General features: G+C 41.9%; 11 protein-coding genes. All 11 read left to right on the forward strand.

Annotated features, from left to right (window positions below):
- A partial coding sequence (locus D8790_RS09785; RefSeq protein ID WP_125388451.1) for an LPXTG cell wall anchor domain-containing protein occupies positions 1-391 on the forward strand: 391 nt, incomplete at its 5' end.
- Positions 392-605: 214 nt separating this feature from the next.
- Positions 606-9,992: a beta-N-acetylglucosaminidase domain-containing protein gene (locus tag D8790_RS09790; RefSeq protein ID WP_125388452.1), complete on the forward strand. Its 9,387-nt coding sequence runs from the start codon at positions 606-608 to the stop codon at positions 9,990-9,992.
- 319 nt (positions 9,993-10,311) lie between these two features.
- Positions 10,312-11,271, forward strand: coding sequence for an ROK family glucokinase (locus tag D8790_RS09795; protein ID WP_125388453.1), 960 nt, complete (start codon positions 10,312-10,314; stop codon positions 11,269-11,271).
- 44 nt (positions 11,272-11,315) lie between these two features.
- Positions 11,316-11,723, forward strand: a complete 408-nt coding sequence (locus D8790_RS09800; protein WP_125388454.1) for a hypothetical protein — start codon at positions 11,316-11,318, stop codon at positions 11,721-11,723.
- A gap of 84 nt (positions 11,724-11,807) precedes the next feature.
- Positions 11,808-12,647, forward strand: coding sequence for a thymidylate synthase (locus D8790_RS09805; protein ID WP_125388455.1), 840 nt, complete (start codon positions 11,808-11,810; stop codon positions 12,645-12,647).
- A 134-nt stretch (positions 12,648-12,781) separates the two neighbouring features.
- Entirely contained in the window at positions 12,782-13,267 is a 486-nt protein-coding gene (locus D8790_RS09810; protein ID WP_125388456.1) for a hypothetical protein, read from the forward strand.
- Positions 13,268-13,420: 153 nt separating this feature from the next.
- Positions 13,421-13,933: a dihydrofolate reductase gene (locus D8790_RS09815; RefSeq protein WP_125388457.1), complete on the forward strand. Its 513-nt coding sequence runs from the start codon at positions 13,421-13,423 to the stop codon at positions 13,931-13,933.
- A gap of 219 nt (positions 13,934-14,152) precedes the next feature.
- Positions 14,153-15,382, forward strand: coding sequence for an ATP-dependent Clp protease ATP-binding subunit ClpX (gene clpX / locus D8790_RS09825; RefSeq protein WP_005589758.1), 1,230 nt, complete (start codon positions 14,153-14,155; stop codon positions 15,380-15,382).
- 9 nt (positions 15,383-15,391) lie between these two features.
- Complete coding sequence (yihA, locus tag D8790_RS09830; protein ID WP_125388458.1) at positions 15,392-15,979, forward strand: ribosome biogenesis GTP-binding protein YihA/YsxC; 588 nt, start codon at positions 15,392-15,394, stop codon at positions 15,977-15,979.
- 292 nt (positions 15,980-16,271) lie between these two features.
- On the forward strand, positions 16,272-16,970 hold the full coding sequence (locus D8790_RS09835) for a glucosaminidase domain-containing protein (RefSeq protein WP_048764205.1): 699 nt from the start codon (positions 16,272-16,274) through the stop codon (positions 16,968-16,970).
- Positions 16,971-17,107: 137 nt separating this feature from the next.
- A complete protein-coding gene (gene mmuM / locus D8790_RS09840; RefSeq protein ID WP_125388459.1) occupies positions 17,108-18,052 on the forward strand; it encodes a homocysteine S-methyltransferase in 945 nt (314 codons plus the stop codon).
- Positions 18,053-18,124 lie beyond the last annotated feature (72 nt).

An 18,124-nucleotide genomic window follows, 5' to 3' on the forward strand; every position in this document is an offset into this window, starting at 1 on the left:
CATTAGACTAGAAGACCAATTTGGCAAAGCTGTTCAGCCTAAGGGCAAGGTCTTTGTCAGCCTTCCAGTTGCATCTAACAAAGATGTTGAAAATGTCTTCTTTATGACAGCGGCTAATCAGCTTGATGCGGTATCCTTCCAGCAAAAAGGTCATTATATCGAGTACATGACAGATCAGCTAGGTGTTTATGCGGTTGTTTACAAGTCAACTGCAACCCTGCAGATGCAGGAACAAGTGCAAGGAGCTAAAGTAGATGGTTCTACTAAAGGCCGAGCTACTAAGTCAGCAACCTTACCAAGTACAGGCACAGCAACAGATTCAGCCTTCCTTCTCGGCCTTCTGTTAGCATTGACAGGATTATTCCTGATGAAGAAGAAGGAAAATATGTAAAAAAACATTTCCGACACAAAGTTTGGTACATAGCCATTAGTCTATGTACCAGCGATTTAAGGGCGGAACATGGCTTGAGAAAAGATATAGTGTAAGTTATGTTCCGTCTGTTTTTACGATAAATTCAAATTAAATAAGTCAAATAAAATATATTTTTTTAAATAAAGTTGCAAACGCTTACTGGTGAGAAGCGTACAGATAGGAAGGTTCCTTTATGGAAAAGAAATGTAAGTTTAGTATTCGAAAATACGCTATCGGTGCTTGTTCTGTTATGATAGGTGTCCTGTTATTTGGTATGCCATTGGCATCGGCTGATGTGGCACAACGGTCCAGTTCAGCAACTGTTACTAGCGAGTCATCAGGTGGCAGAGGAAATGATTCTGGTACGGTCGAGCGGGTAGAAGGTCTAACAGAATTGCCAGCTGACTTAGCAGACAAATTGGCAAAAGCCGACTCTGGCGACAATGGAGGAAGCAGTTCTGATAATAGCGGAAATACTTCTGAAGCAACATCAGAGGTAGCTACTCCCAAACCGGATCAGTCGTCTGCAAACACAGAAGTAACTAATCCACAGCCGACTCAACCAACACTGACTACACCTTCAGCACCAACTACACCAGTGAAAGAAGTGGTAAATATTCCTGATGTTAATCATTTATTGAATGCACAGGTGAGAGCGTCCAACCATGAGCAGAATACATCCAATACTGGCGATAAAGCTGTAGATGGAGACGACAATAGTCGTTGGGCAACAGATAGGAATGCAGTAACTCCTCATCTAACCATGACTTTAAATAAGGTGACATCAATCAAGCGAATTGAGATTGATTGGGATCGTAGGCAGAGAGCGGGACAGCCTAATGATCCAAATGTGCAAGGATGGAAACTTTATTATGCTACAGCAGAAGCTATTAATGAAGAAGAAGCTACTCGTAAATGGAAACTAGCTTATGAAAAAGATGGTCAACCTATCTTAGATGAAAGGGTTAATCTTGATACTCCAATTGAAGCCAAGTATCTCAAGTTGGAAATCACTAAATACACTGAAGGTAGTATGCGCTGGCGTAATGTTGGCATTCAAGAATTGCGCGCTTATTCTAATATTCCTGATCCAGCACAAGTAACTAATCTTAACCAAGTAGAGTCATTGACTTTAGCTCAAGATGGACGCTCGCTAATCATGCCTGAGTTGCCAGGTGAAGTTAGTTTAGTCGGCAGCAATAAAAAAGGTGTTATTGATTTAAACAATAAAGTCTATCAACCTCTAACGGACCAGACAGTTAAAGTTTCTTTGCAACAAGTGCATGAAGGCCAAACCATTACCAAGGAATTTGAAGTTAGAGTTCCTGGTCGCTATGCAGACGAGGGAGTTGGAGACAAGCCGACAGTGGCTCCAACTGTTCAGCAATGGCATGGTGAGGAAGGACATTCTTCTATTTTGGAAGACACCGTTCTATCTGTTGGAGATTCAGGATTTGACAAGGCAGCTAATTTCTATGCTAATGACTTGATTTCTCGAGGATTAGAGCTTGCCAAGGGAGACAGTACATCTGCGCATCGTATTGAGTTTAAAAAGGTAACGGACAGGGGCTATGGTGAAGAAGGCTATGGTATTACGATTCGTGATAATGTCTTTACCATTGAAGCGCAGACCAATAAAGGTGCTTTTTATGCTACTCGAACCCTACTTCAAATGGGGCAAGAAAATATCCAAAATGGTGAAATTCGGGATTTTCCAAGTTTCAGCCACCGTGGATTTATGCTAGATACTGGTCGTAAGTTTATTCCTTATGATACTCTTGTGGACATTATGCTAAACATGGCTTACTACAAGATGAATGACTTGCAGTTGCATTTGAATGATAACTATATTTTCCTCAAGGAGCACTTAGCAGGTAAACATCTGACCAAGGAGCAGGAAATTGAATATGTGCTCAATCATGCAGATACAGGTTTCCGTTTACAGACAGATATTATCGGTGACAATGGTGTGTCTTTGACTTCTAAGCAACACTATACTAAGGATGAAATGCAAAGACTAATCGCTTTGGCTGATGAGTTAGGAATCAACTTGGTACCAGAAATTGATACACCGGGGCATGCTTTATCATTTGTGAAGGTTCGTCCAGACTTGATGTATAAAGGACAGCTGAGTCCGAATAAGCACAATGTAGAGCGTGTTGCGATGCTTGATTTGGACAAGAATTATGATGAAACATTACGCTTTGTCAAGTCTGTTTATGATAAATTGCTGGATGGTAAGGATGCACCGCTTCGTGGTGTTAAGACGATTCACATCGGAACAGATGAGTACTATGGCAACAATGAAAACTATCGTCGTTATGTCAATGATTTGGTCACCTATATCAAAGGTAAGGGCTATACGCCACGAATTTGGGGTTCGCTTAGCCGTAAGAGTGGGCAAACACCAGTTGATTTGAAGGGTGTAGAAGTGGATATCTGGAGTCTAGGCTGGCAACATCCACAAGCGGCTTTGAAGGCTGGTGCTAAAATTATCAATATTACGGATGTTCCGACTTACAGTGTGCCAAATGGTAATAACCAGCAAGGAGCATACGGTGATTACTCTTCTTATGAGTATCAATATAATCGCTGGACGCCAAATGATTTTACGACAGCAGGAAATGGTCCACAATTAGCAGCTTCAAACCCTCATATCTTGGGTGGTGGACATGCTGTTTGGAATGATAATATTGATCTCCACGAAACAGGCATGACTTCTTATGATATTTTCAAGCGCTTCTTTGAAGCAACAAGAGTTACTGCTGAAAAGACTTGGGGATCAAACCGGGCTGCTAACAACTTTGCAGGAAGAACCCTACCACACGCAGACTATGTTTATGCACCAGGTAGCAATCCAGAGTACAAGATTGATGATACTGAGACCTATGAAATCAATCCAAAGACAATCAAGCGTTACGATGCAGAAAACATCACACAAAACGCTAAAGGTTTAGTCTTCAATAAAGAAAGCAAGATTGAAAATGCCATTGGGAACGTCGGTCCAAGTCACGTCTTAAAGGTTGATGTGACGGTTACAGGTGACGGTGTGCAGGAGTTAGCTTCTAGTGAGGGGAACAAGCTCTATTTGTCTGATGAGTCAGGTAAAGTAGCCTATAAGTTTGAGCAACACCATATTCAGTTTGACAAGACATTGGAAAAAGGTAAACGCTATGAGCTAGTCTTTGTCACCAAACCTCAGTCAACTGAGCTCTATGTGAATGGTGAAAAGATTAATCGTGTTGCCAACCCAGCTCATCCAAGATTGGCCCACACAAGTCTTGTCCTACCTCTTGAAAAAATCGGAGGTTTTGAAGGTACTTTGCACAATCTCAGCTTATCTGATAAGCCATTTGTCAATCCACGTTTGATTGCACAGGATCAGATTGCCCGTGTGGAAGCAAGTAGTGAGCAGCTACCAGGAAATGCTACAGAAGGAGCTGTTTCTAAAGCCTTTGATGGCAATCCTGCAACCTTCTGGCATTCACATTGGACGAAGAAGGACCCGTCTTATACGGTTACTATGACCTTGAAGCAAACAACAGCTGTCAATGCGCTGACTTATCTCCCTCGTCCAGGCGGTGGAAATGGTCTTGTGACTAAATATGAAGTCTATGCTAAAAAGGCTGATCAATTGGTTAAGGTAGCTGAAGGTACTTGGGATAATAATGTAGCTGAAAAGATTGCAAACTTTGAAGCTGTCGAAACGGATACAATCCAGTTGAAGATCCTACAGGGAGTAGAAGGATATGCTAGTGCAGCTGAAATCAATCTTTTGAAACCAATAGCTACATCAGATGAGCCAGCCACCCCACCAGCACCAAAACCTGAAACTCCAGCTCCGAAAGATGACGGAACTGTTGAATTAGAAGATACCTTTATCGCTAAAAAACCAGCAGATCCAAGTGTAGTAGAAGCAGCTTTGAGAAGCCAAGAATATCTTAAGAAACAGTATAAGATTTTCCCAACTCCTCATAAGGTTGCTTATGGTGATGGCTTAGTACGTCTGGATAAGAAAGTTCATTTGGTAATCGGTGAGCAAGTTGATATTTACACTCGTAATCGACTCAAATCTATTTTGCAAAATAGCAATATCTCCTATACTACTGGTAAGACGGCCGAAGCTGACGCAACCAATATCTATCTGGGAGTTCACCAGACTGGCTCAAAAGCGGAAGAAGCTCAGAGAACAGAGTCTGTTAACCAAGGACTATTTGATAAGATTGATGCTTATTCATTAGTTGTTAAAGGTCAGCAAATTTCCATTGTCGGAAAAGATACAGATGCTGTCTTTTATGGACTAACAACGCTCAAGCATATGCTAAATGATAGCCCTGCTCCAGTTCTGCGTGAGGTCAATGTTGAAGATTATGCTGATATGAAGAATCGTGGCTTTATCGAAGGCTATTATGGTAATCCATGGTCTAATAAAGATCGGGCGGCCTTGATGCGCTACGGTGGTGATTTGAAACTGACCCAGTATATTTTTGCACCAAAAGATGATCCATATCACAACAGTAAGTGGAGAGAACTTTATCCAAAAGAAAAACTAGAAGAAATCCGCCAACTTGCTAAAGTAGGGAATGAAACTAAGACTCGCTATGTCTGGACCATTCATCCATTTATGAATAGTCGAATTCGCTTCCAAAATGAGACGGTTTACCAAGAAGACCTGAATGCAATCAAAGCTAAATTTACCCAGTTACTGGATGTCGGCGTTCGTGAGTTTGGTATCCTTGCAGATGATGCAGCTCAGCCTTATGGTGGTTATGAAAGTTATAACCGCTTGATGAAAGATATGACCGATTGGTTGACTGAAAAACAAGCGACTTATCCAGGCTTGAAGAAAGAGATGATTTTTGTTCCAAGTCAGTATTGGGGCAATGGTCGAGAAGACGAACTGCGTTCTCTAAACCGTAATCTTCCGAAAAGTAGCATTATGACTCTGACAGGAGGCAAGATTTGGGGTGAAGTTTCTGAAAACTTCTTGACTCAACTTAAGCAAAATATAGAAGCATCTGGTCAGCCATATCGTCCTGTTCAACTTTGGATTAACTGGCCGTGTACAGATAATTCTAAGCAACACCTCATCTTGGGTGGTGGTGAGAAATTCCTACATCCTGGTGTGGATCCAAGCCTAATCGGTGGGGTCATGCTCAATCCAATGCAGCAATCAGAACCATCTAAAATTGCTCTCTTCTCAGCTGCAGAGTACAGCTGGAATATTTGGAAGAATGAGGCGGAAGCCAAAGCTGTTAACGAAATAGCTTTCAACTTTGCAGAAACAGGTCGTTTCACAGAGACCAAAGAATCTGCAGCCTTCCGTGAGCTAGGTAAGCACATGATTAACCAACATATGGATAATCGTGTTGTGAAGCTAGAAGAGTCTGTAGATCTAGCTCCGAAACTGACAAACTTCATGAACAAGCTGAAAGCAGGTCAAGATGTCTCAGCTGAGCGCAAAGAGTTGAAGGCAGAATTTGCTAAACTAAAAGCTGCAGCTGAGACCTATAAAGCATCAGGAAATGAACAGATGCGTGAGCAGATTAAGTACTGGCTTGACAATACCATTGACCAGATGAATGCCCTGGATGCTCTCTTGACAGCTACTGAATTTATTGATAGCAAAAATGCTGACGGCCTTTGGAATAATTACTACAAGGGCTTGAAAGATTATGAGCAATCTAAGAAACATTCTTTCTGGTATGTTGACCATTACGAAAATGCTGAGCTAGGTGTACAGCATATCCGTCCATTTATCCTTAACCTTAAAGAATATCTGGCCAAGGAGATCGAAAAAGAACTGAACCCAGATAAAGTTGTAACGACATTCATTACTAATCGTACAGGTGGTGAAGGAGATTTGACTCAGGTCTTGGACGGAGACTTGTCAACTCAAGTTATCTTTAAAAATCCAACCAGAATTAGTACTGGCGATTATGTTGGACTTCAGTTCAATAAGCCTGTTTCTATCAAGAAATTGAGCTTTGCTATGGGAGCTGTCAGCAATCCGAAAGATACCTTTAATAAGGCCAAGATTGAATACTTAAATGAAGCGGGTGAGTGGACTGCCCTTCCTCAAGGTAACTATGTCGGTAATGAGTCTGAGATTACCTTAGATAATCTTGACATCAAGGCCAAAGGTATTCGAATGGTTGCAACAGAAGATCGAGATAATACTTGGTTTGCAGTTCGTGAAATCGCAGTTAACCGTCCTCTTGAAAATGCCAAGAAGAAAGCTGGAAGCATTACCATCAGCTCAAATCTGGTCTATAAACTCAATACAACGTCTGCCAAGATGACAGATAATAGTGATAGCACAGAAGCAATGTTGGCAAGTTCTTCAACAGCAAATGGAGAAAGAGATACAACCCCAGTAGATGCTTGGGTGCAGTTGGATCTTGGCTCTCAACAAACAGTCAAGAAGATTCGTTTGGTACAAGGTGTGACAGATAAGCTAGCAGCTGGTGTCATCGAAGTCTCTACTGACGGACAAAACTGGACAACAGTAGCCAACTTGACAGGTGAGCAAAGCAAAGAAGTTGAAACCAATCAGAATATCCGTTATGTACGCGTTAGAAATACGCAAAAGACGAATTTCTGGTGGCGAATTGGCAACCTATCTGTCGAGTCAAAAACTGGAACAGACCAATACACAGATACTAATGTTGATCAACTCAAGGCTACTCAAGTCCATGAAAAATTGGGTCGCTACGAGATGGATATTCCAGCTGGAACAACTTTAGATGCGGGTCAATATCTTGGCATGAAACTAGATCGCCTCCATGAAATTGAGGATTTGAAACTGGGTGAGAATGCTAATCAAGCACTCCAGCTTCGCTATTCTCCAAATGGAGTGGAGTGGTATAGTGCCTCTGAGTTACAAGACCACCAGCTTGTTCGTTATGTACGTCTTGAAAACAAGACAGGTCAGAGACAGGCAATCGGAACGACTTCCTTGCTCTTGACCACTAAGGAAATTCAACCAACATCGATTGAGTCTACCAGCATGGGTATTGATCCTAACTATGGTAGCGGAGATGTTCGTAAATCGAAAAACCTAGACCAGCTCTTTGATGGTGATTTAAACAATTATGTTGAATTCTCTGATTATCCACAAACCGATGGTCATATGACTCTCAATCTTGGAGCAACCCGTCAAATCAAGAAGATTCGCGCCTACATTAAAGATGGTACACAGAACTATCTTCGTGATGGAAAGATTCAAGTTAGCGCAGATGGCAAGACTTGGAAAGATGTCGTTTCAGTGGGAGATGGTCAGGAAAATCCAGCACGTGACGACTCCTTAACTGATGGCTGGACACATGATTCACAGCGACCTGGAAATCGCTATATTGAGGGAGAATTGCCAGAAGCAACTGCGGCGAAATATCTCCGAGTGCTCTACACAGCTCCTTATCGTCATCGCTTTGTTGGATTTACAGAGTTAGTTATCAATGATGGAGAATACACTAAGTTAGTCAATAATCCAACTGTGGAAGGTACTGGTACAGAGACCAAGTCATCTGAAAAGAATAATATAGCAGATGGAAATATTCTCAGCAGTTACAAGGCGACTCAAGACAGCGGTGAGTTGATTTACCATCTATCTGAAAAGACAGAATCAAATCAAGTTCGCCTGATTTCAGATATTCCATCAGGAAGCTCAGCGCACGTTTGGGCAAGAACCATTTCCAAAGATGGCCAAACAGCATGGCAAAACTTGGGTGCGGTTACCACAAGTTTCCAAACCTTCCAGCTCGCTAACAGCGCCCACTTATTAGATGTTAAGTTGAAGTGGGAAGGTGGTCGCCCTGAGTTTTACGAAGTCTCTACCTATCATGCCGAGATAGCTGAGACACCCAATCCAGATACACCAAAACCTCCAGTTCACAAGACGACTCCAGACGAAGGTGTTAAGATTCCGGTAGTTGAGCAACCACGCTTGGATGTGGTAACTGAAGTTCTACCGTTTAATACTGTTGAACGTGAAAATCCACAATTGCCGAAAGGCACCCGAAAAGTTGTCCAAGAAGGCAAGTCAGGTGAGAAGACGATTCTGGTTGAAGTGACCATCGAAAATGGTCAAGAAACTGGCCGCACAACTCGTGACAGCTTCATTTCCAAAGCACCAGTGGATCAGATTGTGGAAGTTGGCAAGCCAGTTGAACAAGTCACCCCAGCAGAAGGCGTTAAGAATCTGGTTGTAGAGCAACCACGCCTTGATATCGTGACCGAAGCTTTACCGTTTAATACTGTCGAACGTGAAAAACCACAGTTGCCTAAGGGAGCTCGAAAAGTCGTCCAAGAAGGCAAGAACGGCGAGAAGACCACGCTTGTCGAAGTGACCATCGAAAATGGTCAAGAAACTGGTCGAGTGACTCGCGATAGCTTCGTTTCTAAAGCGCCAGTAGATCAGATTGTGGAAATCGGTAAACCAGTCGAGCAAGTAACACCAGATCAAGGTGTTAAGAATCTTGTCGTTGACCAACCGCGCTTAGATATTGTGACAGAAGTTCTACCGTTTAATACTGTTGAACGTGAAAATCCACAATTACCTAAGGGCACTCGAAAAGTTGTCCAAGAAGGCAAGTCAGGCGAGAAGACCACACTTGTGGAAGTGACGATTGAGAATGGCAAGGAAAGCGGTCGTGTGACTCGCGATAGCTTCGTTTCCAAAGCCCCAGTCGACAAGATTGTGGAAGTTGGTAAACCAGTCGAGCAAATCACTCCAGCTGAAGGTGTTAAGAATCTTGTTGTCGAGCAGCCACGCTTGGATATTGTGACAGAGGTTCTACCGTTTAATACCATCGAACGAGAAAATCCACAATTGTCTAAGGGTACTCGAAAAGTTGTCCAAGAAGGTAAGGCCGGCGAGAAGACCACACTTGTGGAAGTGACCATCGAAAATGGTCAGGAAACCGGGCGATTGACTCGCGATAGCTTCGTTTCTAAAGATCCCGTTGATCAGATTGTGGAAGTTGGAAGCAAGGAAGAGAAACCAAACAAACCAACTACACCAGAGAAGCCTGTAGAGCCATCTAAGCCAGAAAATAACTTACGTATCTTGACGGACGAAGCTACCAAGGTTCAAGTGATTGGCATGAAGTCTACGCTTGATCAAGTTGTAGCCTTGAAGGTCAAGAAAGTAGCAGCTCAAAGCCTAGAAGGTAAGCTCTATGATGCTTATGACATTAGACTAGAAGACCAATTTGGCAAAGCTGTTCAGCCTAAGGGCAAGGTCTTTGTCAGCCTTCCAGTTGCATCTAACAAAGATGTTGAAAATGTCTTCTTTATGACAGCGGCTAATCAGCTTGATGCGGTATCCTTCCAGCAAAAAGGTCATTATATCGAGTACATGACAGATCAGCTAGGTGTTTATGCGGTTGTTTACAAGTCAACTGCAACCCCGCAGATGCAGGAGCAAGTGCAAGGATCTAAAGTAGATGATTCTACTAAAGGTCCAGCCACTAAGTCAGCAACCTTACCAAGTACAGGCACAGCAACAGATTCAGCCTTCCTTCTCGGCCTTCTGTTAGCATTGACAGGATTATTCCTGATGAAGAAGAAGGAAGAATAAAAGGGCTCTTTGTCAACTGTAGTGGTTTGATGATAAGTCAATTTATGGAGAGGATCTTTTGGTCTTCTCCTTTTTGATGTTCGGAATCTAAAATGCAGAGTCTGAAGCCTCTGAAATTGTGAAAAAGAAATCTTTGCTCTTCTTGATCTTATTATTTCTTTCTTGTCGTTCAAAAGCTATTTTTTCTACATGAAAGAATATTCATAATCTCTAATTTAAGTGTAGTAATCAGCGATTTACAAAAAATATCATGCAAACCTTTTCACCGTTAAAAAAATCTGCTATAATAAGAGGGAGAACGAATACAGAGGAGAATATCATGTCAAAAAAAATTATTGGGATTGACCTTGGTGGTACATCTATCAAATTTGCAATTTTAACGCAAGAGGGTGAAATCCAAGAAAAATGGTCTATTAAAACTAATATTTTGGATGAAGGAAGCCATATTGTAGACGATATGATTGAGTCTATCCAGCATCGTTTGGAGCTCCTAAATCTATCAGCTGAGGACTTTGTCGGAATTGGCATGGGATCACCGGGTGTGGTTGACCGTGAGAAAGGGACTGTTATCGGTGCCTATAACCTGAACTGGAAGACCCTCCAGCCGGTAAAAGAGAAAATCGAAAAAGCGACAGGCATTCCATTCTTCATTGATAATGATGCCAACGTAGCTGCGCTTGGTGAGCGTTGGATGGGTGCTGGTGAAAACCAACCAGACGTTGTCTTTATGACACTTGGTACTGGTGTTGGTGGCGGTATCGTTGCGGAAGGTAAACTGCTCCACGGTGTGGCAGGTGCGGCAGGCGAGCTGGGCCATATCACTGTTGATTTCGACCAACCAATCGCATGTACCTGTGGTAAAAAGGGCTGTTTGGAGACAGTTGCTTCAGCAACAGGGATTGTCAACCTGACGCGTCGCTATGCTGATGAGTACGAAGGTGATGCAACTTTGAAACGCCTGATTGATGACGGAGAAGAAGTAACAGCTAAAACTGTTTTTGATTTGGCAAAAGAAGGCGACGACCTTGCTTTGATCGTTTATCGTAACTTCTCACGTTACTTGGGAATTGCTTGCGCCAATATCGGCTCTATCCTTAATCCATCAACGATTGTTATCGGTGGCGGAGTGTCAGCAGCAGGAGAATTCCTTCTACAAGGTATTCAAAAAGTTTATGATGAAAATACCTTCCCACAAGTGCGTACATCAACTAAATTAGCTCTTGCAACTCTCGGAAACGATGCCGGAGTTATCGGAGCAGCTTCGCTGGTACTTCAGTAGTTCTAACCATCTCCTCTCTTAGCAAAGCTATAAGGAGGGCTAAAATGAAGAGAAAAGTTGCATATTTTCTAATATTATTTCCCATTTTTCTTTTGATCCTATCCGCTTGCAAATCAAAGACAGAAGGTTTTCTGACCATATTGGATAGTCAGAATCAGCAGGTTTATCAGACAAGAAACACCAAAACTTTGGATGAATTTGCAGATATGCTAGATCTGGTAGAGTCTGAGGAAGATAATGAAGATGCCTGGGTCGATTTGCCCGATGATGCAGAGGTTAATTATATCTACAATATTAGTGGAAAAAAGGGAGAAAGCGGTGTCAAATTTACGACCTACAAAAACTACCCCTATGTCACTCTTTTAAATATTCCTGCTGTGTCAGATATTACCTTGAGATTATCAGAAAAGGATGCGAATAAGCTCAATCATCCAGATGAATGGGTCAAATAAAGTTTTCTCCTGCTAAACTTGGCAGGAGAATTTTTATGGAAAATTTGCTATACTAGAAAAAGCTCACTGAACGAAGGAGAAATCATGACGCTAGCAGATACGATTTTCAAAGAGAATATAAAAAAAATTATGGAGCAAGGTGTTTTTTCTGAAAATGCCCGTCCGCGCTACAAGGATGGAAATGTGGCTAATTCCAAATATATCACAGGTTCATTTGCAGAATACGATTTGAGCAAGGGCGAGTTCCCAATCACAACGCTGCGCCCTATTGCCATCAAGTCCGCCATCAAGGAAGTCCTTTGGATCTATCAAGACCAGTCTAATAGCTTGGAACTGCTCAACGACAAGTATCATGTTCACTATTGGAATGATTGGGAAGTTGGCGATACGGGTACTATTGGCCAGCGCTATGGAGCTGTTGTAAAGAAGCACAATATTATCCATAAAATTCTCCAACAGCTGGAAGCCAATCCTTGGAATCGTCGCAATATCATCTCTCTCTGGGATTATGAAGCGTTTGAAGAAACAGACGGCCTGCTGCCATGCGCTTTTCAAACTATGTTTGACGTTCGTCGTGTGGATGGGGAGATTTATCTGGATGCGACTCTGACCCAGCGCTCAAATGATATGCTAGTTGCTCACCACATCAATGCTATGCAGTATGTGGCTCTGCAGATGATGATTGCCAAGCATTTTGGTTGGAAAGTCGGCAAGTTCTTTTACTTTATCAATAACTTGCACATCTATGACAATCAGTTCGAGCAGGCGGAGGAGTTGTTGCGTCGGGAACCTAGCAACTGCCAACCTCGACTCATTTTAAATGTGCCAGATGGGACCAATTTCTTTGATATCAAAGCAGAAGATTTTGAGTTATTAGATTATGATCCGGTCAAACCTCAACTCAAGTTTGATTTGGCGATTTGATTGTATTTTTCCTACTGAATGACAGTCAGTAGGTTTTTTAATTTTCAAGAGCAAATGATTGAAATATATTTTGTAAGTGCTATAATGACAATAGATATATGTGTTTCGCTAGTGCCTATCTCGGAGGTATTGATATGGAAGCAAATTTTTTAACACATAGAAGCAGGAGAAAACTCTTTAGTCTGGGCATTTGTTCATTTTTGCTTGGTCTATCGGTTTCTGTGACACCGATGGCTGTTGTGGGTGCGGATGAAGTCCAGCAGGCAGAGTCCCAACTTGAGCAAGTTGCGGATTCTTCAGTGGAAGAAGATGACTTTCTGCAGCTTGTAGACCAAGGTTCGGATGGGGCAAATCAGGGAAAGAAATCCTATACGATTGATTTGCTTTGTCATGGAAAAGGCCCTAAAAACAAAGGGACCGAGCAAAGCAATGCTGATGCTTCAACTGAAGGTAAGTCAGTCAAAAGAGAGGGGTGCGATATTGATCCCTTAGCGGATAAAAAAGAGGCTGCCACTGCTGAGCCTAAGAAGACAGACTCAACCCTCTTGAACGTTTCCTTGTTTGGCCTTGTAGCTGCTGTTGTAGGATTTGTCTTTGTCAAAAAGATGAAGAAAGGGTGATTTGCCTAGCAAACAAATAGTCGATAATCTTTTGGGTTATCGATTTTTTATCTGGATTAGCTGCCAAAAATAAATAGATAGAAGTGATAGTCCAAACAAGTCTTTTTTAATAAATTTTGATAGAATAGAAATATCAATGTGAAGGATGGAGAAATGACGAAAAAGATTGCGGCGATTTGGGCACAGGATCAAAATGGTCTGATTGGCAAAGACCAAAGCTTGCCATGGCATTTACCAGCAGAGTTGAAGCATTTCAAAGAAATCACGACTGGACATGCGATTTTAATGGGACGGGTGACTTTTGATGGCATGCATCGGCGCGTGCTGCCAAATAGAAAAACTCTGATTTTGACACGCGATAGGGATTATCAGATTGAAGATGAGCGTGTTTTGGTATTCCATGATCTCCCAGCGGTGTTGAAATGGTACCAAGAGCAAGAGAAGAATCTCTATATTATCGGTGGCGGTCAGATCTTTTCTTTATTTGAGCATGACTTGGATGAGGTGATTAAGACAGAAATCCATGCTAGCTTGGAAGGTGATACTTATTTCCCAACAGACTTTGATCTGACACAGTTCGAGGAAGTGAGCAGTCGCTTTCGACCCAAAGATGAAAAAAATGAGTATGATTTCACCGTAAAAATCCTCAAAAGAAAGGGTTCATAGGAATGGAAAGAAGTGTTTTTGGTTTTTTTACGGCCTTTTTATGTGCAATTTGTCTGATCTGTTCGCTTCAGACTTTTCGTAAAAAACGTTATGGATTGGCTATTTTATTTTTGTTAAATGCTTTTACAAATCTTGTTAATTCCATCCATGCTTTTTATATGACCCTCTTTTAAAATGTAAATAAAAAATTGAATTAGAAATTTAGAATGGGAGTAAACAATGCCTACAAATCGTAATAATGAGATGATGGTATATTGTTCTTTCTGTGGAAAGAATCAGGACGAAGTCCAAAAAATTATTGCGGGCAACAATGCCTTTATCTGTAATGAATGTGTCGAGTTGGCGCAGGAGATTATCCGAGAAGAATTAGCTGAGGAAGTTTTAGCTGATCTTTCTGAAGTACCAAAACCGCAAGAATTGCTCAATATTTTGAATCACTATGTGATCGGTCAGGATCGGGCCAAGCGGGCTTTGGCAGTTGCCGTTTACAATCACTATAAGCGAATTAATTTTCATGACAGTCGCGAAGAGGATGATGTGGAGCTACAAAAATCCAATATCCTCATGATTGGTCCAACTGGATCTGGGAAAACATTCCTGGCTCAGACCTTGGCGCGCAGTCTCAATGTTCCTTTTGCTATCGCGGATGCGACAGCCTTGACTGAGGCTGGCTATGTTGGTGAAGATGTAGAGAATATCCTGCTCAAGCTTTTACAGGCAGCTGATTTCAATATTGAACGGGCAGAACGCGGCATCATTTATGTGGATGAAATCGACAAGATTGCTAAGAAGAGCGAAAATGTTTCTATCACTCGTGATGTTTCAGGTGAGGGTGTTCAGCAAGCCTTACTGAAGATTATTGAAGGAACAGTTGCCAGCGTGCCTCCTCAAGGTGGTCGTAAGCATCCACAGCAAGAAATGATTCAGGTTGATACCAAGAACATTCTCTTTATCGTTGGTGGTGCTTTTGATGGTATCGAAGAGATTGTCAAGCAACGTCTTGGTGAGAAGATTATCGGTTTCGGTCAAAACAATAAGGCAATCGACGAGGGTGCGTCTTATATGCAGGCCATTGTCGCTGACGATATTCAAAAATTTGGAATTATCCCTGAGTTGATTGGTCGTTTGCCGGTTTTTGCAGCTCTAGAACAGTTGACCGTTGATGACTTGGTTCGCATTTTGAGTGAACCGAGAAATGCACTAGTGAAGCAATACCAAACCTTGCTTTCTTATGATGATGTTGAGCTTGAATTTGACGAGGAAGCCCTGCAAGCCATTGCTAGGAAAGCCATCGAACGCAAGACAGGTGCGCGTGGACTTCGTTCAATTATTGAAGAAACCATGATGGATGTCATGTTTGAAGTGCCAAGTCAGGAAAATGTTAAGCTGGTTCGTATCACGAAGGAAGCAGTAGATGGCACAGACAAGCCAATCTTAGAAACTGCCTAGGGGAAGCTTATGGAAATCAATACACATAATGCTGAGATCTTACTGAGCGCAGCCAATAAATCGCATTACCCTCAGGATGATATTCCAGAAATCGCCTTGGCGGGTCGCTCCAATGTTGGTAAATCTAGTTTTATCAATACTCTTCTCAATCGCAAAAATCTAGCACGAACTTCAGGCAAGCCTGGTAAAACGCAGTTGTTGAACTTTTTCAATATTGATGACAAGCTCCGTTTTGTGGATGTTCCTGGCTACGGCTATGCCAAGGTTTCGAAAACGGAGCGCGCTAAATGGGGCAAAATGATTGAGGAATACCTGACCAGTCGGGACAATCTGCGAGCGGTCGTGAGTCTAGTAGACTTACGCCATGATCCTAGTGCGGATGATGTGCAGATGTATGAATTCCTCAAATACTATGAAATTCCAGTTATTGTTGTGGCTACCAAGGCTGATAGAATTCCACGTGGTAAGTGGAACAAACATGAGAGCGCCATTAAGAAAAAGCTGGACTTTGATAAAACTGATGATTTTATTATCTTTTCTTCAGTTGATAAAACTGGTCTTGATCAAGCCTGGGATGCGATTTTAGGCAAGATCTAGATGTTAGATTGTATCGGAATGATAGTTGAACTTTCAGAGTTTAAGATCATAGCCTGATTCCGTATGGGTTGGAGTCAGGTTATTTTCATCTTCAGTTCAGCCTGTATATCTTAGTGATAAGGCTCATTATGCAAGTCGAACTAGGAAGTTTTGAATGGAACAATCGTGGCTTGTAAAACTTATATTCGTGGAAGATCTAAAAAATGTCATATACTTGTAATTTATTGCTAATGTTATTTTGCTTTTAGTATGTTACAATAGTAGAATAAATATTGTATTTAGGAGAAAGACTGTGAAGAAGAGAATTTCAAAAGAAAGAAAAAAACTTTTGACAGGTTTGGCAGTAATGGCTTCAACCGTTGTCTTTGGTCTTGCTTTGTCAAAGCAAATCAAGCCAGCAAGTGCAAATGATGCTGTTCAGCAACCATTGAACCAAACAGAATATTTCATTTCACAAATTAGTGAGCCAGCTCGCCAGTTGGCCCAGGATAATGATCTGTATGCTTCTGTGATGATTGCACAAGCTATTTTAGAGAGTGGTTCTGGCCAGTCTGGTCTATCAGGCTATCCTCACTATAATTTGTTCGGGATTAAAGGAGCTTATGCTGGTCAGTCAGCGACGCTGGAGACCTTGGAAGAAGATGGTCAGGGCAATACTTATGCGATCAATGATCAATTCCGCTCTTACTCAAGTTACGCTGAGTCACTTCAGGATTATGTCTACGTCTTGAGACAAGGTCATTTTGCGGGAGCTTGGAAGAGTAATGCCCCGACTTATCAAGATGCGACAGCTGCCTTGACAGGTGTATATGCAACGGATAGTCATTACTATGCAAAATTAAACTATCTGATTGAAGCATACAATCTGACTCAGTTTGATTCGCCTAGCTATCAGACAGGAGCGTCTAATATGGTTTACAATCCTTACCGTGGACAATACACGACTCAAGATGTTCTGGAAACAGATCAAGCATGGGCATCACATAACTAGATAAGAAAAAAGAGATTGTAATAATCTCTTTTTTGCGTTTTGCTAATGAAGTAGACGATCATTTCAAATAAGCAGACTTATTTATCTTTAGCAAAACTGACTAAGCTGTTATTTTAGAAAAAGCTTGAGGAGCAAGAATGGGAGCATTTAAAGACTTACTTGAAAAGCAAGACATAATAATTCTAGATGGTGCTTTGGGGACAGAGCTGGAGAGGCAGGGCTATGATGTTTCTGGTCGGCTTTGGTCAGCCAAGTACTTGCTTGAGAATCCTCAGATTATCAAAGACCTGCATGAGGATTATATTCGGGCGGGCAGTGACATTATCACCACTTCCAGTTATCAGGCCAGCATTCCAGCTTTTGTCGAAGAAGGATTGAGTTTAGATAAGGCCCATGAACTATTCAAAGAGACAGTCTTTTTAGCACAGGCAGCTGTTAAAAATGTCTGGCAGGGATTATCGCTAGATGATCAGCAGCGATCATATCCTCTGATAGCTGGATCTGTCGGACCTTATGCTGCTTACCTGGCTGATGGATCGGAATATACAGGAGCCTATCACTTGAGTGAGGCAGAATTCCAAGATTTTCATCGTCCGAGGATACAAGCCTTGCTGGACGCGGGGTGTGACTTATTGGCACTTGAAACGATTCCTAATGGAGCAGAAACCGAGGCGCTTGTTCATTTATTATCGGAAGAATTTTCGCAGGTGGAGGCCTATTTATCTTTTACAGCTCAGACGACATCAGCGATTTCAGATGGAACACTGATAGAAGAAGTTGGGCGCTTGGCTCAGTCGAGTCCACAAGTATTGGCTGTCGGTTTTAACTGCACAGCTCCACATTTGATTGCTCCTTTATTAGAAAAGTTGAAACAGGTGTGCGATAAACCCTTGCTGGCCTATCCAAATTCTGGAGAGGTCTATAATGGGGTGACGAATACTTGGCAGGACAATCCTGAGCAGCAGCTCTGTTTAACTAATTATAGCCATCTTTGGAAGAAACAGGGCGTTCAGCTTTTTGGCGGTTGCTGTCGAACTCGGCCAGAAGATATAAGGCGGCTAGCAGTCGAACTAAGAACTTGAAATGTAGTTTTCCAAATTCAATTTCAAATTTAGCAAAAAACTTACAGAAAACGCTTTCTAAAAATAGAAGTT

The sequence above is a fragment of the Streptococcus cristatus genome (genome assembly GCF_003943535.1).
Lineage (GTDB): Bacteria > Bacillota > Bacilli > Lactobacillales > Streptococcaceae > Streptococcus > Streptococcus cristatus_L.